The organism is Arcobacter sp. CECT 8989, from assembly GCF_004116715.1.
Taxonomy (GTDB): Bacteria; Campylobacterota; Campylobacteria; order Campylobacterales; family Arcobacteraceae; genus Halarcobacter.
In genome coordinates, this window is sequence record NZ_PDKE01000002.1 from 244,568 (window position 1) to 265,686 (window position 21,119).

At 30.6% G+C, this 21,119-nt stretch carries 20 protein-coding genes; 14 read left to right on the top strand and 6 right to left on the bottom strand.

From position 1 onward, the window contains the following. Positions 1-53 precede the first annotated feature (53 nt). The 8 genes from gap (at position 54) to dxs (ending at position 9,357) form a co-directional block, all read left to right on the top strand. A complete protein-coding gene (gene gap, locus CRV02_RS03370) occupies positions 54-1,049 on the top strand; it encodes a type I glyceraldehyde-3-phosphate dehydrogenase (RefSeq protein WP_129089159.1) in 996 nt (331 codons plus the stop codon). A gap of 20 nt (positions 1,050-1,069) precedes the next feature. Further along, complete coding sequence (locus tag CRV02_RS03375) at positions 1,070-2,266, top strand: phosphoglycerate kinase (RefSeq protein WP_129089160.1); 1,197 nt, start codon at positions 1,070-1,072, stop codon at positions 2,264-2,266. A 95-nt stretch (positions 2,267-2,361) separates the two neighbouring features. Then, positions 2,362-3,069: a triose-phosphate isomerase gene (locus tag CRV02_RS03380; protein ID WP_129089161.1), complete on the top strand. Its 708-nt coding sequence runs from the start codon at positions 2,362-2,364 to the stop codon at positions 3,067-3,069. Then, positions 3,069-3,896 carry an enoyl-ACP reductase FabI gene (gene fabI, locus CRV02_RS03385; protein ID WP_129084872.1) on the top strand — a complete coding sequence of 276 codons (828 nt, stop codon included), beginning with the start codon at positions 3,069-3,071 and terminating at the stop codon, positions 3,894-3,896. Before CRV02_RS03380 ends, fabI begins: the two co-directional genes overlap by 1 nt. A 199-nt stretch (positions 3,897-4,095) precedes the next feature. Further along, entirely contained in the window at positions 4,096-5,304 is a 1,209-nt protein-coding gene (gene lysA / locus CRV02_RS03390; RefSeq protein WP_129089162.1) for a diaminopimelate decarboxylase, read from the top strand. A gap of 10 nt (positions 5,305-5,314) precedes the next feature. Continuing rightward, positions 5,315-6,382: a chorismate mutase gene (pheA, locus tag CRV02_RS03395; protein ID WP_258239217.1), complete on the top strand. Its 1,068-nt coding sequence runs from the start codon at positions 5,315-5,317 to the stop codon at positions 6,380-6,382. A 44-nt stretch (positions 6,383-6,426) separates the two neighbouring features. Further along, positions 6,427-7,548, top strand: coding sequence for a histidinol-phosphate transaminase (gene hisC, locus CRV02_RS03400; RefSeq protein WP_129089164.1), 1,122 nt, complete (start codon positions 6,427-6,429; stop codon positions 7,546-7,548). Positions 7,549-7,554: 6 nt separating this feature from the next. Further along, positions 7,555-9,357, top strand: a complete 1,803-nt coding sequence (gene dxs / locus CRV02_RS03405) for a 1-deoxy-D-xylulose-5-phosphate synthase (RefSeq protein WP_129089165.1) — start codon at positions 7,555-7,557, stop codon at positions 9,355-9,357. Between the two features lie 10 nt (positions 9,358-9,367). On the opposite strand, the gene CRV02_RS03410 is transcribed toward dxs, so the two are convergent. Together CRV02_RS03410 and maf are read right to left on the bottom strand one after the other, a co-directional pair. Beyond that, positions 9,368-9,760 carry a tautomerase gene (locus CRV02_RS03410; protein ID WP_129089166.1) on the bottom strand — a complete coding sequence of 131 codons (393 nt, stop codon included), beginning with the start codon at positions 9,758-9,760 and terminating at the stop codon, positions 9,368-9,370. 22 nt (positions 9,761-9,782) lie between these two features. Further along, positions 9,783-10,331 carry a septum formation inhibitor Maf gene (gene maf, locus CRV02_RS03415; protein WP_129089167.1) on the bottom strand — a complete coding sequence of 183 codons (549 nt, stop codon included), beginning with the start codon at positions 10,329-10,331 and terminating at the stop codon, positions 9,783-9,785. A 95-nt stretch (positions 10,332-10,426) separates the two neighbouring features. On the opposite strand from maf, the gene CRV02_RS03420 reads away from it, so the two are divergent. From CRV02_RS03420 to CRV02_RS03430, 3 genes are read left to right on the top strand one after another with little or no spacing between them, the layout of a single operon-like run. Further along, positions 10,427-11,377: a ketopantoate reductase family protein gene (locus CRV02_RS03420; protein WP_129089168.1), complete on the top strand. Its 951-nt coding sequence runs from the start codon at positions 10,427-10,429 to the stop codon at positions 11,375-11,377. Beyond that, positions 11,377-12,657, top strand: a complete 1,281-nt coding sequence (locus tag CRV02_RS03425; RefSeq protein ID WP_258239218.1) for a tellurium resistance protein TerC — start codon at positions 11,377-11,379, stop codon at positions 12,655-12,657. The genes CRV02_RS03420 and CRV02_RS03425 overlap by 1 nt, the downstream gene beginning before the upstream one ends. Further along, complete coding sequence (locus tag CRV02_RS03430) at positions 12,654-13,580, top strand: AEC family transporter (RefSeq protein ID WP_129089170.1); 927 nt, start codon at positions 12,654-12,656, stop codon at positions 13,578-13,580. The genes CRV02_RS03425 and CRV02_RS03430 overlap by 4 nt, the downstream gene beginning before the upstream one ends. 7 nt (positions 13,581-13,587) lie before the next feature. On the opposite strand, the gene CRV02_RS03435 is transcribed toward CRV02_RS03430, so the two are convergent. Genes CRV02_RS03435 through alaS form a run of 3 tightly spaced genes read right to left on the bottom strand, consistent with a single transcriptional unit; the run spans position 13,588 to position 17,141 of the window. Continuing rightward, a complete protein-coding gene (locus tag CRV02_RS03435) occupies positions 13,588-14,091 on the bottom strand; it encodes an NlpC/P60 family protein (protein ID WP_129089171.1) in 504 nt (167 codons plus the stop codon). A 1-nt stretch (position 14,092) separates the two neighbouring features. Next, positions 14,093-14,572, bottom strand: coding sequence for a hypothetical protein (locus CRV02_RS03440; protein ID WP_129089172.1), 480 nt, complete (start codon positions 14,570-14,572; stop codon positions 14,093-14,095). Between the two features lies 1 nt (position 14,573). Beyond that, positions 14,574-17,141: an alanine--tRNA ligase gene (gene alaS, locus CRV02_RS03445; protein WP_129089173.1), complete on the bottom strand. Its 2,568-nt coding sequence runs from the start codon at positions 17,139-17,141 to the stop codon at positions 14,574-14,576. Between the two features lie 117 nt (positions 17,142-17,258). On the opposite strand from alaS, the gene trxA reads away from it, so the two are divergent. Then, on the top strand, positions 17,259-17,576 hold the full coding sequence (gene trxA, locus CRV02_RS03450; protein ID WP_129089174.1) for a thioredoxin: 318 nt from the start codon (positions 17,259-17,261) through the stop codon (positions 17,574-17,576). Positions 17,577-17,628: 52 nt separating this feature from the next. On the opposite strand, the gene CRV02_RS03455 is transcribed toward trxA, so the two are convergent. Then, positions 17,629-18,957 (bottom strand): sodium:alanine symporter family protein, encoded by a 1,329-nt coding sequence (locus tag CRV02_RS03455; protein ID WP_129089175.1) that lies wholly within the window; start codon positions 18,955-18,957, stop codon positions 17,629-17,631. 247 nt (positions 18,958-19,204) lie between these two features. Between CRV02_RS03455 and trxB the strand changes: the two genes are divergently transcribed. Beyond that, positions 19,205-20,134, top strand: coding sequence for a thioredoxin-disulfide reductase (gene trxB, locus CRV02_RS03460; RefSeq protein ID WP_129089176.1), 930 nt, complete (start codon positions 19,205-19,207; stop codon positions 20,132-20,134). Positions 20,135-20,303: 169 nt separating this feature from the next. Then, on the top strand, positions 20,304-21,077 hold the full coding sequence (gene dapB / locus CRV02_RS03465) for a 4-hydroxy-tetrahydrodipicolinate reductase (RefSeq protein WP_129084856.1): 774 nt from the start codon (positions 20,304-20,306) through the stop codon (positions 21,075-21,077). Positions 21,078-21,119 lie beyond the last annotated feature (42 nt).

Genomic DNA, 21,119 nt, shown 5'->3' on the forward strand with positions numbered 1-21,119 from the left:
TAGCAACTTTTGGATAAAATATCTACCAAATTAATATTTACAAAAGGGTAACTATGGCTATTAAAGTTGCAATTAATGGATTAGGTAGAATAGGAAGATGTGTAGCTAAAATTGTAGCAGATAGAGATGATGTTGAATTAGTAGCAGTAAACGCAAGTGGATCTGACGAGATGATTCAATATAACTTAAAGTATGATACAGTACATGGAAATAGATCTGATATTGAAGTAAAAGATGGATTTATAAAAATTGGAAATGATAAAGCAAAACTATTAGCAGAAAGAGACCCTGCTAAATTAAACTTTGCAGACTTTGGTGCTGATGTTGTATTAGAGTGTACAGGTGCATTTTTAACAACTGAAGCATGTCAAGCTTATGTTGATAATGGAGTTAAAAAAGTAGTTATGTCTGCTCCTGCAAAAGATGATACACCAACTTTTGTAATGGGTGCAAATGAGAAAACTTATGCAGGTCAAGCAATTGTTTCAAATGCTTCTTGTACAACAAATGGTTTAGCGCCAGTAGCAAAAGTATTAGATGATGCATTTGGAATTGAAAAAGGTTTAATGACTACAATTCACTCTTATACTGCTTCTCAACCAATCTTAGACTCTAAACATAAAAGTGATCCAAGAAAAGGTAGAGCAGGGGCAACTAACTTAACTCCAGCAAGTACAGGTGCTGCAAAAGCTATTGGAAAAGTAATGCCACACTTAAATGGAAAATTAAATGGTCAAGCAATTAGAGTTCCAACTCCAAATGTTTCTTTAGTTGATTTAACAGTTACACTTAAAAAAGAGGCTTCATTAGAAGATATTTGTGCTCAATTTAAAACTGCAAGTGAAGGAAGCTTAAAAGGTATTTTAGGTGTTGATGAAGAGTATAGAGTAAGCTCTGATTTCATTGGAGAAGCATTATCTACAGTTGTACCTCTTGATACTATTCAAGTAATTGAGGGTAATATGGTAAAAGTATTATCTTGGTACGACAATGAGTGGGGATATTCAACAAGATTAGTGGACATGAGTGTTCACGTAGCAACAAACTAATTAAGAGGATTTAAAAGCGTATGAAACTACAAGAGATTAGAAATATTGATATAGATGGTAAAAAAGTATTTATTAGATGTGATTTTAATGTTCCAATGGATGAATATAATAACATCACAGATGATAGAAGAATTAGATCTGCTTTAAATACTATTAGATACTGTATTGATAGAGATTGTTCAATTATATTAGCATCACATTTTGGTAGACCAGCTGATGAAAATGATGAAAAATATTCATTAAAGCCAGTAGCAAAAAGACTACATACTCTTTTAAAACAAGAGATTAAAATGGCTAAAAATGTAGTTGAAGATGATACTCTTGAGTTAGCAAAAAATCTAGAAGCTGGTGAAATCTTATTATTAGAAAATTTAAGATATCACCCAGGTGAAAAGAAAAATGATGAAGAGTTTGCTAAAAGACTTGCTTCTATGGCAGATGTTTATGTAAATGATGCTTTTGGTGTATCTCATAGAGCTCACGCTTCAGTTGAAGCTATTACTAAATATTTTGAAATGAATCAAAAAGCAGCAGGGTTTTTATTAGCAAAAGAGATTAAATTTTTCCATCACATTGTAAATAATCCAAAGAGACCTTTTGTTTCTGTAGTTGGTGGTTCTAAAGTTTCTGGAAAGTTAGAAGCTTTAAATAACTTAGTTCCAAAAGTAGATAAAATCTTAATTGGTGGAGGAATGGCATTTACATTCCTAAAGGCTTTAGGACATGAAATTGGTAACTCTTTAGTTGAAGAAGATTTAATTCCTGAAGCCCTTACAATTATGGAAAAAGCTAAAAAACTAGGTGTAAAACTATATCTTCCTGTTGATATTGTTGCAGCAGAAGCTTTTGATTCAGAAGCTATTGCAAAACATGTAACAATTCAAGAGATTCCTAAAAACTGGATGGGACTAGATATTGGACCTGCAACTGCACAAATGTTTAAATTAGCACTATCTGATGCAAATACTATTTTATGGAATGGACCAATGGGTGTTTATGAAATGGAGAAATTTGCTAAAGGAAGTACTAGATTATCTCACACTATTGCACAGTCATTTGCAACAACTGTAGTTGGTGGTGGAGATACAGCAGACTTAGTAAGAGTTACTGGTGATGAAGATGATATGACATTTATCTCAACTGGTGGAGGAGCTTCTTTAGAGTTAATAGAAGGAAAAATTTTACCAGGTGTTAAAGCACTTGTTATAGAAGAGTAAACAAGTACAACTCGTTGTACTCTTTAGAATTTTCCTACTTTTAAAAGGATTTTATATCCTTTGTGAAAAAGTAGACATAAAGATAAGGAATAAACTTGATAATTGCATCAAACTTTAAAACAAACCATACAAGAAAATCAACAGCTACTTTTATTGATGAAGTTAACTCTTTTTTAGAAAAAGAAAATATTTCTAATGATGTTTATGTTTTTCCAACAGCAACATCATTAGATGAGTTTAATACAGTTTCAAATTTAACTGTTGGAGCTCAAAATGCATATGCAACAGCTAAGGGTTCATTTACAGGTGAAATAGGAACTGAACAACTTGATGAGTTTGGTATTAAAACAATTTTAATTGGTCATAGTGAAAGAAGACATATTTTAGGTGAATCTCAAGAAGAGATTACTAAGAAATTTAACTTTTATAAAGAGTTAGGATATACAATAGTTTATTGTATTGGAGAGCCTTTAGAAGTTAAAGAACAAGGAATTGAGCAAACTTTAGAGTACATCTATGAGCAGTTTGTTGGAATTGATACAAATTATGAAAATCTTATTTTAGCATATGAGCCTGTTTGGGCTATTGGGACAGGTGTAACTGCTACAAATGATGATATTAAAGCAGTTCATTCTGCAATTAAACAAAAAATTTCCAAGCCATTATTATATGGTGGAAGTGTAAAAGTAGCAAATGTAAGAGAAATCTGTTCTATTGATAATGTTGATGGAGCACTGATTGGAACAGCTTCTTGGGTTGTGGAAGATTTTAAACAAATTATAGAAAATACAAAGGATTTATAATGGTAATGAAGGGGAAGAAAGGTGTAATTTTAGGAGTTGCAAACAATAAGTCTATTGCTTATGGTATTGCTAAAGCTTGTGCAGAACAAGGTGCTGAAATTGCATTTACATATTTAAATGACTCTTTAAAGAAAAGAGTTGAGCCAATCGCTGCAGAGTTTGGAAGTGCTGATTATGTATATCCATGTGATGTATCAAAGCCTGAAGAAATCAAAGCTTTAAAAGAATCAATTGAAAAAGATATGGGTCAAATTGACTTTATTGTTCACTCAATTGCATTTGCTCCAAAAGAGGGACTTTCTGGAAGATTTATGGATGTATCTAAAGAAGCTTTTGATATTGCTATGGATATTTCAGTTTACTCTTTAATTGAAGTTACAAGAGAATTAAAACCTTTATTATCAGATAAATCATCAGTATTAACATTAAGTTATTATGGTGGAGTAAAATATATTCCTAACTATAACTTAATGGGTGTAGCAAAAGCTGCATTAGAGATGACTACAAAATATTTAGCTGAAGATTTAGGAAAAGATGGAATTAGAGTAAATGCTATTTCTGCTGGACCTATTAAAACTTTAGCAGCAGCTGGAATTGGTGACTTTAGATTCATGTTAAAATGGAATGAAGCTCACTCTCCACTTAAAAAGAATGTAACTACTGATGAAGTAGGAAACTCAGGAATGTATCTATTATCTGATTTATCAAGTGCAGTTACAGGTGAAATTCACTATGTTGATTGTGGTTATAATGTAATGGGTATGCCAGCAGTTGAGTTTGATGAGAATGGGAAGCCATCAATTGCATGGAATGGAACTGATAAATAATTCTTCATCTTTTTGAAGAACTTTGCGTTGAAAGAAAAAATTTAGACAGTCACTTACAGTAGTAAGCTCCTGCCTAAATTTTATCTTCCGCCTTGTTTTCTCCTAAAAATATGAATTTTATTTATCAGTTAGAAACATAAAAATTTTATTTAGAATTTTAAGAGTTTTAAATTAAATTTTTAAAGAGTATAGGAAGATTATGAATATAGATTTTAAACAATTAGCAAATAAATATCAAACACCTTATTATGTATATGATTTTGATTATATTACAGGTCAATACAATGAATTAAAAACTGCATTTAAAGCAAGAAAATCTTTACTTGCATATGCAGTAAAAGCAAACTCAAATTTAAGTGTTATTAAACATTTAGCAAGTCTTGGTGCAGGAGCAGATTGTGTTTCTATTGGGGAAGTAAAAAGAGCTTTAAAAGTAGGAGTTCAACCTTATAAAATCATTTTTTCAGGTGTTGGAAAAATTGATTCTGAAATCAAAGAGGCTTTAGAACTTGGTATTTTAATGATAAATGTGGAAAGTTCAGCAGAGCTTGACAGAGTTGAAGTTATTGCAAAAGAGTTAGGAAAAATTGCAAGAATTTCTATTAGAGTTAACCCAAATATTGACCCTCAAACGCATCCATATATTTCAACTGGATTACATGAAAATAAATTTGGAGTTGATATTGATACTGCAAAAAGAATGTATATTCAATGTAAAAATTCAGAAAACCTCGACCCAACAGGAATTCACTTACATATTGGTTCTCAGTTAACTCAACTTGAGCCAATTAAAGAGTCTGTAAAAATAGTTGCAGATTTAGTAAGAAATCTTGAAGCACTAAAAATTGATTTATCATTCTTTGATGTTGGTGGTGGACTTGGAATTGTTTATGATGATGAGAAGTTAATTGATACAAATGAGTATGCACAATCTATTTTAGAGTGTTTATTTGGTTTAGATATTACAATAGTATGTGAACCAGGAAGATTCCTAGTTGGAAACTCAGGAGTTTTTGTATCTAAAGTATTATATGAAAAAGTAAATGGTGAAAAAAGATTTGTAATTGTTGATGGAGCTATGAATGACTTAATTAGACCATCTTTATACAATGCATATCATAAAATCGAAGTACTAAATGATAATAAAGAGTTTAGTGATTGTAACTTAGTTGGTCCTGTTTGTGAAAGTGGAGACTTCTTTGCTAAAAATATTGAATTACCAAAAACAGAACATAATGATTTAGTTGCAATCTATTCTGCTGGTGCATACTGTTTTACAATGGCTAGTAACTATAATACAAGAGGAAAAGTTGCTGAAATTGCAGTGGAAAATGGACAAGATAGATTAATTAGAAAAAGAGAGACTTTTGAAGACTTAATTGCTTTAGAAGAGGAATACGTAAAATAAAGGCATAATAATGAGTGAAGCTGGTTTACAAGAACTTAGAGATAAGTTAGATTCTATTGATAATAAACTTTTAGAATTAGTAAATGAAAGAATGGATATTGTTCATCAAGTTGGTCTTTTAAAGGCCCAAAGTGGTGGAGCAATTTACAGACCTGAAAGAGAAAAGGCTATTATAGATAGACTTGAATCTTTAAACAAAGGAAAACTAAATAGAGCTGCAATTGAAGCACTTTTTTTAGAAATTTTTGCAATTTCAAGAAATCTTGAACTTCCTGAAAATGTAGCATATTTAGGACCTGAGGGAAGCTTTACACATCAAGCTGCAGAAGGAAGATTTGGTGCAATGAGTTCATATGTATCAATCTCTTCTATTAAAGGTATTTTTAGAGAAGTTGATACTGGAAAAGCTAAATTTGGTGTTGTTCCAATTGAAAACTCATCAAATGGAATAGTAACTGATACAATCAACTGTTTAAAAAAATATGATTTAAAAATTGTTGCAGAAGTTGTACTTGATATTCATCATACCTTAGCTTCAACATGTGATAAGATTGAAAATATTAAAAGAATTTATTCAAAAGATATTGCCTTTGAACAGTGTAGAAAATTTTTAACAAACTTTGGACTTGATGAAGTAGAATTAATTCCAATTGAATCAACAACAAAAGCAGCAAAACTAGCTGCAAAGGAACCAAATAGTGCAGCTATTTGTCCTCATGTTGGTGCAAAGTTACATAACTTACCAATTCTATTTGAAAATATTGAAGATAAAGACAATAATAAGACAAGATTTTTTATTATAAGTAACTTTGAAAATGCTCAAAGTGGAAATGACAAAACTTCTATACTTGGAGAACTTCCTGATAGACAAGGTTCTCTTGTAGAGTTTTTAACTGATTTTAATAATTCAGATATTAATTTAACTAAAATTAAATCTCATATTGTTGAGGGTAATTCAATTTTCTTTATAGATTTTGATGGACATCAGCTTGATGATAATGTTAAAAATGTATTAGAAAAACATAAAGATACAATAAAAATACTTGGATCTTATGTTAAAGAAATAAAAGATATTTAAATATAAAATAAAGCCCTAAAAAGGGACTATTTGAGGAATATATAATGAATTTTAATAAACTATTAGATAATTGTAAAATTTATGAAGCTGGAAAACCTATTGAGTTAGTTGTAAGAGATTATGGAGTTGACACAAAAGATATTATCAAACTTGCTTCTAATGAAAACCCATATGGAACATCACCAAAGGTAGTTGAAAAAATTGCCTCTTTATCAAAAAATATGTTTATGTATCCAGATGATTCTATGTATGAACTAAAAGAAGCATTAGCAAATAAGTTTAAAGTACAAAGTGAAAATATTATCATTGGTGCAGGAAGTGATCAAGTTATTGACTTCTTAATCAAAGCAAAGTGTAGTGAAAACTCTAAAATGTTAATGTCTAAAACTACATTTGCAATGTATGAAATCTATGGAAGACAAATTGGTGCGCAAATCATTAGAACTGAAGATGATGAACACAATTTAGCACAATTTGAAGAACTATACAAAAAAGAAGGTGCTGATATTATCTTCTTATGTTTACCTAATAATCCATTAGGTGAGTGTATTGATACACAAGAGGTTTACTCTTTTCTTTCAAAAGTAGATAAAGATACTTTAGTAATAGTAGACGGAGCTTATCAAGAGTATGCTTCTTTCAAAGATAAGAATAAAACTATTAATCCTTCTGAACTAATAGAAAAGTTTCCAAATGTAGTATATCTTGGAACTTTCTCTAAAGCTTATGCTTTAGGTGGTATGAGAGTAGGATATGGAATCGGTCAAACAAATATCATCAAAACAATGTATAAATTAAGACCTCCATTTAATATTACTACTTTATCTCTTGCTGCAGCAATTGAAGCTTTAAAAGATGAAGCCTTTGTTAATGAATGTATTGCTTTAAACTTTGAAGAGATGAAAAGATATGAAGAGTATGTAAAAGAAAAAGGTTTTGACTATATTGATAGTTACACAAACTTTATTACAATCAAATTTGATAGTGATTATTTATCTTCTGAAGTTGCACAAAAGCTTCTTGAAAGAGGTATCATTATTAGAGACTTGACAGGATACGGTTTAAATGCTATAAGAATTACAATAGGTAGCAAAGAACAAAATACAAAAGTATTTAAAGTACTTGATGAAGTATTAGAAGATTTAAAAAAAGTAGAGAACTTATAAAATATTATGGAATTAGAAGATAAAAGTTTAGAACAATTAGAACAAGTATGTTCTGATATTAGAGAGCGAATCATCGATGTTGTATCAAGAAAGGGTGGACACTTTTCATCAACTTTAGGTGCAGTAGAGTTAACTGTAGCTATGCATAAGGTTTTTGATGTAAAGAAAGACCCTTTTATTTATGATGTATCACATCAGTGTTATGCTCATAAACTTTTAAATGGAAGATGGGAAGAGTTTGAAACTATTAGGCAATATAATGGTCTAAGTGGTTTTACAAAACCTAAAGAGAATGATGCTGACTATTTTGTAGCAGGACATAGTTCTACTTCTATTTCACTTGCAGTAGGTGCAGCAAAATCTATAAAGTTAAAAAATGAAGATAGAACACCAGTTGTTATGATTGGGGATGGTTCTATGACAGCAGGAATGGTTTATGAAGCCTTAAATGAACTAGGTGATTTAAAGCTTCCTGTAGTAATTGTTTTAAATGATAATGAAATGTCAATAGCAAAACCAATTGGGGCTATCTCAAAATATCTTTCAAAAATTCTTGCTGGTAAATATTATCAAAACTTTAAAACAAAAGTAGACTCTTTTATAAAAAAGAATATGCCAGAAGGTACAACTTATATTGCTAAAAGAATGGAAGAAGCAATGAAGTTAATTACTCCTGGAATTTTATTTGAAGAAATGGGAGTTGATTATATAGGACCTATTGATGGTCATAATCTTGAAGAGATAATTGATACTTTAGAAATAGCAAGAGATATGAAAAAACCTGTTATTGTTCATGCAAGAACAGTAAAAGGAAAAGGTTATAAAATAGCAGAAGGTCAACATGAACATTGGCATGGAGTAGGTCCTTTTAATGTAGAAGATGGAGAGTTTACTAAAAAGTCTTCTGCGAAATCTGCAACTGCAGTTTTTGCTGATGCTTTAGTTGATTTAGCTTCTAAAAATGAAAATGTAGTAGGTGTAACAGCTGCAATGCCAAGTGGAACAGGAATAGATAAACTTATTGAAAAATTTCCTGATAGATTTTGGGATGTTGCAATTGCAGAACAACATGCAGTAACTTCTATGGCAGCTATGGCAAAAGAAGGATTTAAACCTTTTATCACTATTTATTCAACATTTTTACAAAGAGGGTTTGACCAAATCATACATGATGTATCATTAATGAATCTTCCTGTTGTATTTGCAATAGATAGAGCTGGAATTGTTGGAAATGATGGAGAGACTCATCAAGGTGCATTTGATATCTCATATTTAAGATTTATTCCAAATATGATTCTTTGTGCTCCAAGGGACAATGAGACATTAAACAACTCTTTAGAGTTTGCCTATGAAGCCACATCTCCTTGTGCTATTAGATATCCAAGGGGAGCTTTTGGTGAAGTTAATTTCCCTTCAAGTAAGTTTGAACTAGGAAAGGCTGAATTACTTAAAGAAGGAACTTCTAAAAAACTATTTATTGGTTATGGAGCAGGGGTTTCAAGAGCCTGTCAAACTGAAAAACTACATGAAGAAGATATTGCTGTTTTAGACTTAAGATTTGTAAAACCTTTAGATGAAACTTTATTAAAAGAATTATCAAGTAAATATGATGACTGGTATGTATTCTCTGACTCACAAAAACAAGGTGGAGTAGGAAGTGCAATTTTAGAGTTTACAAATAAAGAAAAACTTTGTGTAAATATCACTTCGTTTGAGTATGAAGATGAGTTTATCCAACATGGAGATACAAAACTAGTTGAAGAAGGCTTAGGTCTTCACCCTCACCAACTAGTAGAAAAGATTAAATAGTTTTTCTTTTCTAAACAAGAGGATCTTCTCCTCTTTCCCAAGAACCTAGATACTTTTCGATTAGATGAAAATCTTCTCCTTTGTGTTCTGTAAAAGTTATATATTGATTTTCATTTTCCACATTAAAACTTCTATTTACAATATCCATAAACCTAAGAGCTAATTCTCTTCTTTGTTCTATGGTTCTACCTTCTCTTATATCAAAGTTCATCAAACATATATTATCACCTTGATTTGCACGTCCAATAGTTAAATTATACTTTTCATACTCTCTTATAGATATAGCTATGTGCTCTGTTCCTGTATCCATAACTTCACTAAAACAAGTTCTAATTTCTTCTACAAAACTCTTCTTAATATCATTTGATACTTTTTGATTTATTTCAAATTGTAAATGTGGCATGATAAATCCTTTTTAATCTAGTTTAATCCATAAATTGTAATAGTTTCTCAGCACATAATCCCATAGCTGTACTTTCATATCCTTTTACACTTTTGATATATGGTTTGCAAAAGCCTTCAACCATGATAGCTCCTGCTTTTCCAAAACACTCACCAGAGCTGATATACTCTTGCATATGTTTTTCATCAAACTTTTCAAACTCATATGTTGTAATAGAGATATCAATACACTCTTTGTATTTTGATTTGTATATCATACATGTTATAACAGATGTTTCACTTCCACTTTGAAGTTCTAACATTCTTTTTGCATCTGCTTCATCTTTTGCTTTTCTAAGTAGCTCACCATTTGAAGTTACAACTGAGTCAGATACAAGTAAAGGCATATCTTCTACTCCATACTTCTTATATAGTTCATTAAACTTACCCTTTGTGGCTTCATAGCAAAATGACTTAGGATTTGTAGTTAGTATTGTATCTTCATCAAAATCTCCACCATTTTGGATAAAATCAATTTTGAAGTTTTTTAAAATAAGTGCTCTTGTTGGTGAGTTTGAACCAAGTCTAATCAAAACAGTATTCCTTTTTTAATATGTTTTTATTTGAATTATACTCAATTAGTATATAATACTTGTTTTAAAATAAAATGTAATATTGGGGAAAAGTAATGAATATTGTTGTTATAGGTGCAGGTGGAATAGGAGCTTTTTATGGAATGATTCTACATAATATTGGTTGTAATGTTAGATTTGTAGCAAGAGGTGAGAACTTAGAATATTTAAAAAATAATAAAATCAAACTAACTCATCCTAACTATGTTATTGAAGATAAAATAGAGACTCTTAGTATTGATGAACTAATAAAAGAAAAACCAGAAAATATAGATGCTATTTTTATTACTACAAAATCAATGAGTACTGAAACTATTTCAAAGTCTTTAGCTTCTTGGATTAGTGAAGCTAAAAAGATACCTTATTATATTTCATTACAAAATGGTGTAGAAAATGAAGATATAATGGCTAAGTATTATCCTAAAGAGTATGTTATAGGAGGTCTTACAAGGCTTATTGCAGCTCACACAATATCATTAGGTCATATTGATTCAACAGGGGAAGTTCAAACTTTACTTGGTGCTGTATTTTCAAATAATCAAAATCAAGAGTTTTTAGAAAAGCTAAAAGTGCAATTAGATAAAACACCAACTCAAACTATACTTTGTGAAGATATTAAATTAGAACTTTGGAATAAACTTATCATAAACAATGGAGTAAATGCAATTTGTGCCTTGCTTCAAGAGTATTCAGGTCTTTTAATTAGAGATGAAAAAGTATCAAAGATTATTCATGGGCTTATGAGTGAAGCTGCTCTTGCTTCAAATGCAATTGGAATTAATCTAACTCAAAAAGATGCAGACAAAATGTTTGAGCTAATGACAAACTTTGAATCAATTAAACCCTCAATGTGGGTTGATACAGAACACAATAGAGATTTAGAGTTAGATGAGATTTGTGGAGTTGTTATTAGAAACTGTGAAAAACAAGGTTTAGATGCTCCATACACAAGAAGTGTATCAACTATTTTAGAAGTTTTATACAATAAAAAAAGAAGTGAAAAATAGTGATAACAAAAAGCTCTGGATACTTAATATTTCTTTCTTTTCTTCTTACAATAATTGCATATTTTTTTGATGAGAAATTAGTATTTATAGCAGGTTTTATAGCTTGGCTAGCATTAATTAGTCTATTTAAAAGTGTAAATGGAAAATCACTTTTATATAAACTATTAGGACTAAGTGTAGTCGCCTTTGCCTACTCTTTTTATAACAGTTTTAATATAGATTTTATAAAAGCAATTAGTGTAAACCAATACCTTTTAACACTTTTAATTGGAGTTGGTTTCTTACGACTTATTGCTACTCCTAAAGTAAAGGCTATAAAGTTTTTACCAAAGGGTAAAAAAAGCTTTTTTAAAACCTATTTAGGGGTTCATCTTTTTGGTTCAGTTATAAACCTTTCTTCTTTGATTATTGTTGCAGATAAACTATATAAAAAAGCAAAATTAACAAAGCTTCAAATTATTACATTAACAAGAGCTTTTTCTTCAGATGCTTATTGGTCTCCATTTTTTGTAGCCTTTGCAGCAGCTATTACTTATGCTCCAAATCTTTCTTCATCTATTATTTTAAGTTTGGGACTGGTCTTAGCTTTTTTAACTTTTTTAGTAACTTTTTTTGAGATTAAAAATGAACCTTTATTAGATGAGTTTAGAGGTTATCCAATGGAGTTTGAAACTCTGTATTTACCTTTTTCTTTAGCATTTTTAGTATTAGTAACTCATCATTTTTTCCCTGAGTTAAAAGTTATTTTACTGATATCTATTTTTTCACTGCTTTTAGCTATCTTGATTTTACCTTTAAAGTTTGGACTTAAAAAAAGTAGTGAAAAATTAAAAGCTCATATAAGTTGTGAGCTTCCTAAAATGAAAAATGAGATAGCACTTTTTTTAATAGCAGGGATGTTTGGAGTTAGTATTAGTTCTGTTTTATTAGGTATGAATTTATCTTTGCCCTTTGAGCAATTAAATGGCTTTTATGCATCTCTTATTTTACTTATATTTATTCTTTTATCTTTTGTTGGAATTCATCCTATAATTTCAATTGCAGTTTTAGGAAATTGGGTTGACCAACTAAACCATACTCTACTTGCTGTCTCTTTTTTGATGTCATGGGCAATTGCAGTATCAACATCACCTTTTAGTGGATTAAATCTTACAATGCAAGCAAGGTATGAATTAGAGGCAAAAGAGATTTTTAGAACAAATCTACCTTATGCTATTAAGATGTATTTCATTTGTGTTATAATGCTTTTTGCTTTATCAAACTACTTAGGACTTGAATGAATATATTTTTTATAATCTTAGGAAAAATCGCACCTTTATATTTAAACATTGGAATCGGATATATATTAGCTAAATATTTTAGAATCAAAAGAGAACAAATTGCTTTTTTATTGGTTTATATTTTAGGACCAGTTGTTATATTTTTTGCTGTATTATCTATTGAAATTAATATGCAGTTAGTATTTTTACCTTTATTTATTTTTATTTTTGGAAGTGTTATTGCTTTTTATATTTTGAAAAAGTATAAAAATGAATGGAATGATGCAAGTGTAAATACATTAGCATTTACTTGTGGTACAGGAAATACTGGGTATTTTGGTATTCCTTTAGCTATGATTTTATTAGAACCAAGTGTTGCTAATATCTTTATTTTTGGTACCTTAGCTTCACTTTTATATGAAAATACAACTGGTTTTTATGTTACAGCTAAAGGAAGTTTTACAGCACGGCAATCTATTATAAAAGTTTTAAAACTACCACTTCTTTATGCTTTTATAGCGGGGCTTTCATTTAACCTTGATGGTTTTAGAACTCCAGAAGTTATTGTTCCTTATTTTGAAAATCTAAAATGGGCATATGGAATTTTAGGAATGATGATGCTTGGTATGGGAATGAAAGGCTTTAATTTACATGAAGATTTCGATAAAAAGTATATTAGAATTTCTTACTTCTTTAAATTTATTTTCTGGCCAGCAGTTGTATTAGCAATAATTTTTCTGGATAAAACATTTATTAACTTTTTAAATGAAGAGATTTATAAAGTAATGTTTTTATTCTCAATTGTACCACTTGCAGGAAATACTGTTACACTAGCAGTATTACTAAAAGCAAAGCCAGAAAAAGCATCATTTACGGTACTTTTATCAACAATAGTTTCAGTTATTTATATTCCAGTTATGTTAGCTATTTATGGAGGATTTTAAGAAAGTTTTAGTTAAAAATTCTTTGGATTTTCCATATCTGTTTTATATAATATGGATTATCTAAACTTGAGATAGTAACTCCAACTTTTGTTGAAGCATGCATAAACTCTCCACCACCAATATAAATACCTACATGTCTTGTTTTATAGCCTGTTTTAAAGAAGATTAAATCGCCAATTTGTAAATCAGCCATTCCTATTTCTTGTCCAACTTGAGATTGAAGTTTTGTAGTACGTGGAATTCTTATTTTAAAAGCATTTCTATAGGTATTTTGAACAAAAGCAGAGCAATCAACTCCTCTTTTTGTTGTTCCTCCATATTTATATCTTACACCTTTCCATTGTTTATAGTGTGCAAGTAGTTGATTATAAAGTTTTTGATTGGCTTCATAATCTCTAAATTCTAAATTTGGATTTGGTTTTGGGTTTAGTGTTACAGAGCTGTTTGAAAAACAGCCTGTAAATAAAAAAATAAAAACTATTGAAGTAAGTAATAGCTTTATTGTTTTCATTTTAGAATCCTCTAAGTGTTACACCTAAATAAATAGCGATAAGTCCTAAAACTATATTTAAAGGTATTAGAAAACTAGCAATTGGTTCTAGCTTTTGTTTTGCAAGTGGAAATTCACCTTTATCAAAAGCTTTTTGTGCTTGATTTCTTCTTACATAAATAATAGTAAAAACTACAGTCATTATAATCCATATAGCTTCTTTTGCTATTACAGTTGAATAAAGCTCTGTGCCTTTAAATCCTAAAGCAATAATCATAATAATAGCAGTTGCTAGTAAAATTATGATTGAAGGAATAACCATAGAGAAAAATCTTTTTAGACTCTCTAAAGTTCTTCCTAATTTGATTTTAGGTTCATCTACTTTTTGCATTGAGTAGTGAACTGCAAATCTCATTACAATCATTCCTCCTAGCCATACTACGGCAGAAAGAACGTGTAAAAAAACTATAAGTGAAGAAAAATTGTTAAACAATGATTCCATATTATAAGTTTTCCTTTACAAAGTTTAGTGCAGCTTCTTTTGCTTCATTTACTTTAGAAACATCTTTTCCACCTGCTTGTGCGAAGTCTGGTCTTCCACCACCTCCACCACCTACAATTGGTGCAACTGCTTTAATCCAGTCACCTGCTTTTACATTAGTGTTTTTGCTTCCAGCAACTAGCATTACTTTTTCACCCTTTGGTTGAATAAGTAAGATAGCAACTTTTTCATTTCCATTTTTATAATCATCAACTAGTTTTTTGATATCACCATTTTCAACAATATCAACTACAACTTTTGTATCATCAATAGTCTCCTCAGAAATAGGAGTTTGAATTGAGTTTTGTGCATCTTCAAGCTCTTTTTTAAGATCTTTAACTTGGTCTTTTAATTTTTTAATTCCAGCAATTGCATCGTTGTTTTTAACTTCAGCTTTAACTTGAGTCATCTCATTGATAATTGCTTTAGTATAGTTAATTGCGGCTAATCCACAAACAGCTTCAATTCTTCTAACACCTGCACTAACACCAGACTCTTTAGTAATATAGAAAGATCCAATATCTAAAGCATTTCTTACGTGTGTTCCTCCACAGAACTCAACTGAAACATCTCCAAAGCTAACTACTCTTACAGTATCACCATATTTTTCACCAAACATAGCAATAGCACCTTTTTTCTTAGCTTCTTCAATAGGTAACTCTTCAACTTCACCTTTTAGTCCTCTAGCTATCATAGAGTTTACTAAATCTTCAACTTCATCAATTTGTTCAGTTGTCATAGCTTTTGGATATGTAAAGTCAAATCTTAATCTTGAAGCATCATTTAAAGAACCAGCTTGTGATACAGTATCACCTAGTACCATTTTTAAAGCACTTTGTAAAAGGTGTGTTGCTGAGTGATGTTTTGCAACTTCACCTCTATTTGCAACAATAGCATTAACTTCTTCACCTGCTGAAATATTTGAGTGTTCAACTTTTACTTTAGAAAGATTAATTCCATGGAATTTTTCAGTTGCTTCAATAATAGCAACATGCTCTTCATCTTCTAATGCTCCAATATCACCAGTTTGACCACCAGATGTTGCATAGAATGGAGTTTTGTCAAGCATAACCCAACCAATTGAACCTTTATCTAAAGAGCTAACTTCTTTAAAGTTTTCATCTAAGATAGCAAGAATTTTACTTCTTGTTGTAATACTTGTATATCCTACAAACTCATTTTCACCATATTTTTCAATAAGTGATTTAAAGTCTCCATCAGTTGCAGCATCTCCACTTCCTTTCCAAGAAGCTTTAGCTTTAGCTTTTTGAGCTGCCATTAGTTCATCAAATTTCTCAACATCAACATCAAGGTTTTTATCTCTTAACATATCTTGTGTTAAATCTAAAGGGAAACCTTTTTCATCATATAGTTTAAATGCAATATCACCAGAAAACTTCTCTTTAGTATTTGCTAATTCTTCATTAAACAGAGTCATACCAGATTCAATAGTTTTAAAGAATCTCTCTTCTTCTAAAGTTAATTGCTCTTTTACATAATCTTTTTGCTCAACTAATTCTGTGTAATGAGAACCTAAAATATCAGTTAAAGTGTCATATAGTTTTGCCATAAATGGTTTTCTAAATCCTAATAAATAACCATGTCTTACAGCTCTTCTCATAATTCTTCTATTAACATAAGGTCTTCCTTCATTTCCAAAAAGAATTCCTTGTGAAAGCATAAATGAGTTTGCTCTTAAGTGGTCAGCAATAACTCTATATGAACCAATTGTTGATTCATCAATTTTCTTTTCTGCTAAGCTTTCTAACTTTTTAATGATTGGTTGGAAGTTTGAAGAATCAAAGTTGTTATAAACACCTTCTTTGATTGCAATAACTCTTTCAAGTCCCATTCCTGTATCAATAGATGGTTTAGGTAGTTCACTTCTTGTAATAGTTCCATCTGCATTTTTAGTTTGCTCATATTGCATAAATACTAAGTTCCAGATTTCTAGGAATCTATCACCTTCTCCACCTAAGTAGTCTTCTTCTGTATTGAAGTGCTCAGACCCTTGGTCATAGAAAATTTCAGAACATGGTCCACAAGGTCCTGTATCTCCCATTGACCAGAAGTTATCTTTATCACCAAATCTTTTGATTCTTGATGCATCAATATGTTTTTGCCAGATTTCAAAAGCTTCATCATCACTATCGTGAATAGTTACCCATAACTTATCAACTGGCATTGCAAGGTTTTTTGTTACAAATTCCCAAGCATAAGCAATAGCATCTTCTTTGAAGTAATCACCAAATGAGAAGTTCCCTAACATCTCAAATAGTGTATGGTGTCTTGCTGTATATCCAACATTTTCTAAGTCATTATGTTTTCCCCCAGCTCTTACACAAAGCTGACAAGATGTTGCTGTTGGGTTAGTTGGCTTTGGAACTGCTCCTGTAAAAATGTCTTTAAACTGTACCATTCCTGCATTGGTAAACATTAATGTGGGATCATCAGGTACTAAAGGCATTGAAGAAACAACTTCATGTCCTTTGCTTTTAAAAAACTCTAAATACTCTTTTCTAATATCCATATAATTCATCCATAATAAATTTAGCTTTTATTCTAACGTAAAGTTTATTTAGCCAAGTTTATTTAAAGTTTTTGACTGTATAATTTAGTAATTTTAAGACTAAAAAAGGAATTAAAAATGGGTAAGTATATAGATTTAACTCCAGAGAATTTTGAGTCAACTGTTAACTCAGGTGTTTCATTAGTAGATTTTTGGGCTCCATGGTGTGGACCTTGTAGAATGATTGCTCCAGTAATCGAAGAATTAGCTGAAGAGTTTGAAGGTAAAGCAAATATTTGTAAAGTAAATACTGACGAACAACAAGATTTAGCTGTAAAGTATGGAATTAGATCTATTCCAACAATTATCTTTATGAAAGATGGAGAAGTTGTTGATCAAATGGTTGGTGCTACTTCTAAGCAAGCATTAGCAGAAAAAATCAATTCTTTAGTATAAAAAATATTATTAAAAAAATAAAAGGGAAAAGGCTTTAGCCTCTTCCCTTTTTTTATGCTCTTTCTTTAAAGTATCTGTTTGTTTCTTCTGAAACAATTTTAGATAATAGAAGTAGGGCAATTAAGTTTGGAATAGCCATAAGACCATTAGCTAAGTCTGAGAAATTCCATACAAGTTTTAGCTCTATCATTGCTCCAACAACAATAAAACTTACAAAAACTATTCTATAAAGTTTTATTGATTTATCACCAAAGATATACTCAAATGCTCTTTCTCCATAATAAGACCAACCAAGAATTGTTGAATAACCAAATAAAACAGTTGCAAGAACAATAACAATTGCTCCAAAATCACCTAAGAAGTATTCAAAACTTCTTAATGTAAGTTCTCCTGCACTTCCACCTGTTTGCCAAATAGGTGCCATAAGAATAATAAGAGCAGTCATTGTACAAACTACTAAAGTATCTATAAATGTTTGAGTCATTGATACAAGTGCTTGTTTTGCTGGGTCATTTGTTTTTGCTGCTGCTGCTGCAATTGGAGCAGAACCAAGACCTGATTCATTTGAGAAAACTCCCCTTGCTATACCATATCTAATAGCTGCTGCAACTGCTGCACCTGCAAAACCACCACCAGCTGCAATTGGATTAAATGCATAATAGAAAATCATTCCAAAAGCATCACCAACTTTATCAAAGTTTGTAAGGATAATTGCTAAAGAAGTTCCTAAATAAATTACAATCATAAAAGGAATTAATATTGATGTTGTTTTACCAATAGATTTAATTCCTCCAATTACAACAAAAGAAGTGATAGTTAAAAGAACAATTCCTGTAACCCAAGATGGTGTTTCAAACTGTGCAAAAAGTGCATTTGAGATTGCATTTGATTGAGTCATATTTCCAATACCAAATGAAGCTAAAACAGTAAAAAGAGCAAAAAGGAAAGCCAGTTTTGGCATATTTAATCCCTTTGATAGGTAGTACATTGGTCCACCTTTGTATCCATTCTCACCTTTTTCTCTATATTTTACAGCTAAGATTGCTTCTGAGTATTTTGTTGCCATACCTACAAGACCAGTTACCCACATCCAAAAAACTGCACCTGGACCACCAAAAGTAATTGCTGTAGCAACCCCAACTATATTTCCAATTCCTACAGTTGCAGCTAGGGCTGTCATTAAAGCTTGAAAGTGTGAAATATCACCATCTGCATTTTTCTCTTTAGTAAAAATAAGTTTAACTGCATGACCTAAAGCCCAAAACTGCATACCTTTTAATCTGATTGTTAAAAATAAACCTGTACCAACTAATAAAACTAGCATAGGTACACCCCATACAAAATCTGAGGCAGTTGATATAATATTGTCTAAAAATTCCATTTTATACCCCTTAAATTTGAAAGCATGTATAATACCTTAGAAATAGTTAAATTTTTTTGAATAGTTATTCATTAAAGCAGTTGTTTAGAAAGATTATAGTTAAATACGATAAATTTTACTAAAGGATAAAAATTATCATTTAAGATTTATTAAACTCTTACTTATAATTTTGTATCATTTATTTTCAAAATAGATATAAATGATAATTAACTTAGTATAAAATAACAAATATTTAAAAGGATCATGAATGTTAGATTTAGCAATTATTGGTGGAGGACCAGCTGGTTTAACTGCTGGTTTATATGCAACTAGAGGTGGACTTAATAACGTAACAATGTTTGAAATGGGTATGCCAGGTGGACAAATTACTGGAAGTAGTGAAATTGAAAACTATCCAGGACAAGAAAAAGTTGTAACTGGTATGGAATTAATGCAAACTTGGCCAGATCAAGCTATGAAATTTGGACTAAAACATGAAATGCAACAAGTTATGAAAGTAAGAAAAGCTGGAGATAACTTTGAAGTAGAGTTAGGTGATGGTTCTAAACAAGAAGCAAGATCAGTACTTTTAGCAACAGGTTCTGTTCCTAAAAAAGGTGGTTTCAAAGGTGAAGATGAATTCTTTGGTAGAGGAATTTCAACTTGTGCAACTTGTGATGGTTTCTTTTATAAAAACAAAGAAGTAGCTGTTATTGGTGGTGGAGATACTGCTTTAGAAGAAGCTTATTACCTTTCTAAAATTTGTTCAAAAGTTTATTTAGTACATAGAAGAGATTCATATAGAGCTGCTCCAAGTACAATTGAGCATATGAAAAAAGCTGAAAATATTGAAGAAGTTACAAATGTTACTGTAGAAGAAGTAATCGGTGATAACATGGGAGTAACTGGACTTATTGTTAAATCAAAAGAGAGTGGTGAAACTAGACAACTAGATGTACCTGGTGTATTTGTATTTGTTGGAAGAAATGTATTAAGTGATGCTTTAAAACAAGATGATGGTTCATACCTTTGTGATGTAAATGAACAAACAGAAGTTATTGTTGACCTTAAAATGAGAACTAATGTACCAGGATTATATGCAGCTGGTGATGTTAGAATTGAAGCAGCAAAACAAGTTGTATGTGCCGCAGCAGATGGTGCTACAGCAGCTGTAGATATTATTGAATACTTAGGATAAAATCCATACTTGACTAAAAGAAGAAAGAATTACTCTTTCTTCTTTTTAATTAACCTTACACTTAGTACTTTTTATGTACTATACCACCTTCATTAAACTTTTTAAAAAAGTAGCTTGTATAATTACAGTTACTAATTAATATTATTATATATAACAAAAGGAAAATCTTATGATAAATGTAGGTATTGTAGGAAGTACAGGAAGAGTTGGTTCTCTTTTAATCGATGATTTACAAGTTGACAACGAAGCAAAACTTTCAGCTTGTCATGTATTTGATAAGTTAACAAAAACTGTGCCAGAAGATACAGTAATTACAAATGAAATGAAAGTATTATTAGATTCAAGTGATGTTATTATTGACTTTAGTGCACCTGTTGCAACTCAAAGCCTACTTGAAGAAATCGTTGAAAACGGTGGTACTAAACCATTAGTTATTGCAACAACTGGTTTTAATAAACATCAACAAAACCTATTAATTGAAGCTAGTAAAAAAGTACCAGTACTTTATGCTACAAATATGAGTTTAGGTGTTGCAGTTTTAAATAAACTTGTTTCACTTGCAAGTAAAGCATTAAAAGATTTTGATTGCGAAATTGTTGAACAACATCACAGATATAAAGTTGATTCTCCATCGGGAACTGCTTTAACACTAGCAGAGCATGCTGCAAAAGCTAGAGATTTAGACTTAGATGCAGTTAGAGTATCTGGTAGAGATGGTGAAATTGGTGCAAGAACAAAAGATGAAATTGGTGTTATGAGTTTAAGAGGTGGTGACATTGTAGGAAGACATACTGTTGGACTATATAATGATGGTGAATTTATTGAATTACACCACACTGCAACTGCTAGAAATACTTTTTCAAAAGGTGCAATTAAAGCTGCAAAATGGCTTGTTGAACAAGAGCCAGGGCTTTATTCAATTAATGACTGTTTAGGTCTATAAAATAAAAAATAAATAAATATTAAAAGTGAAAAGAAATTTCAG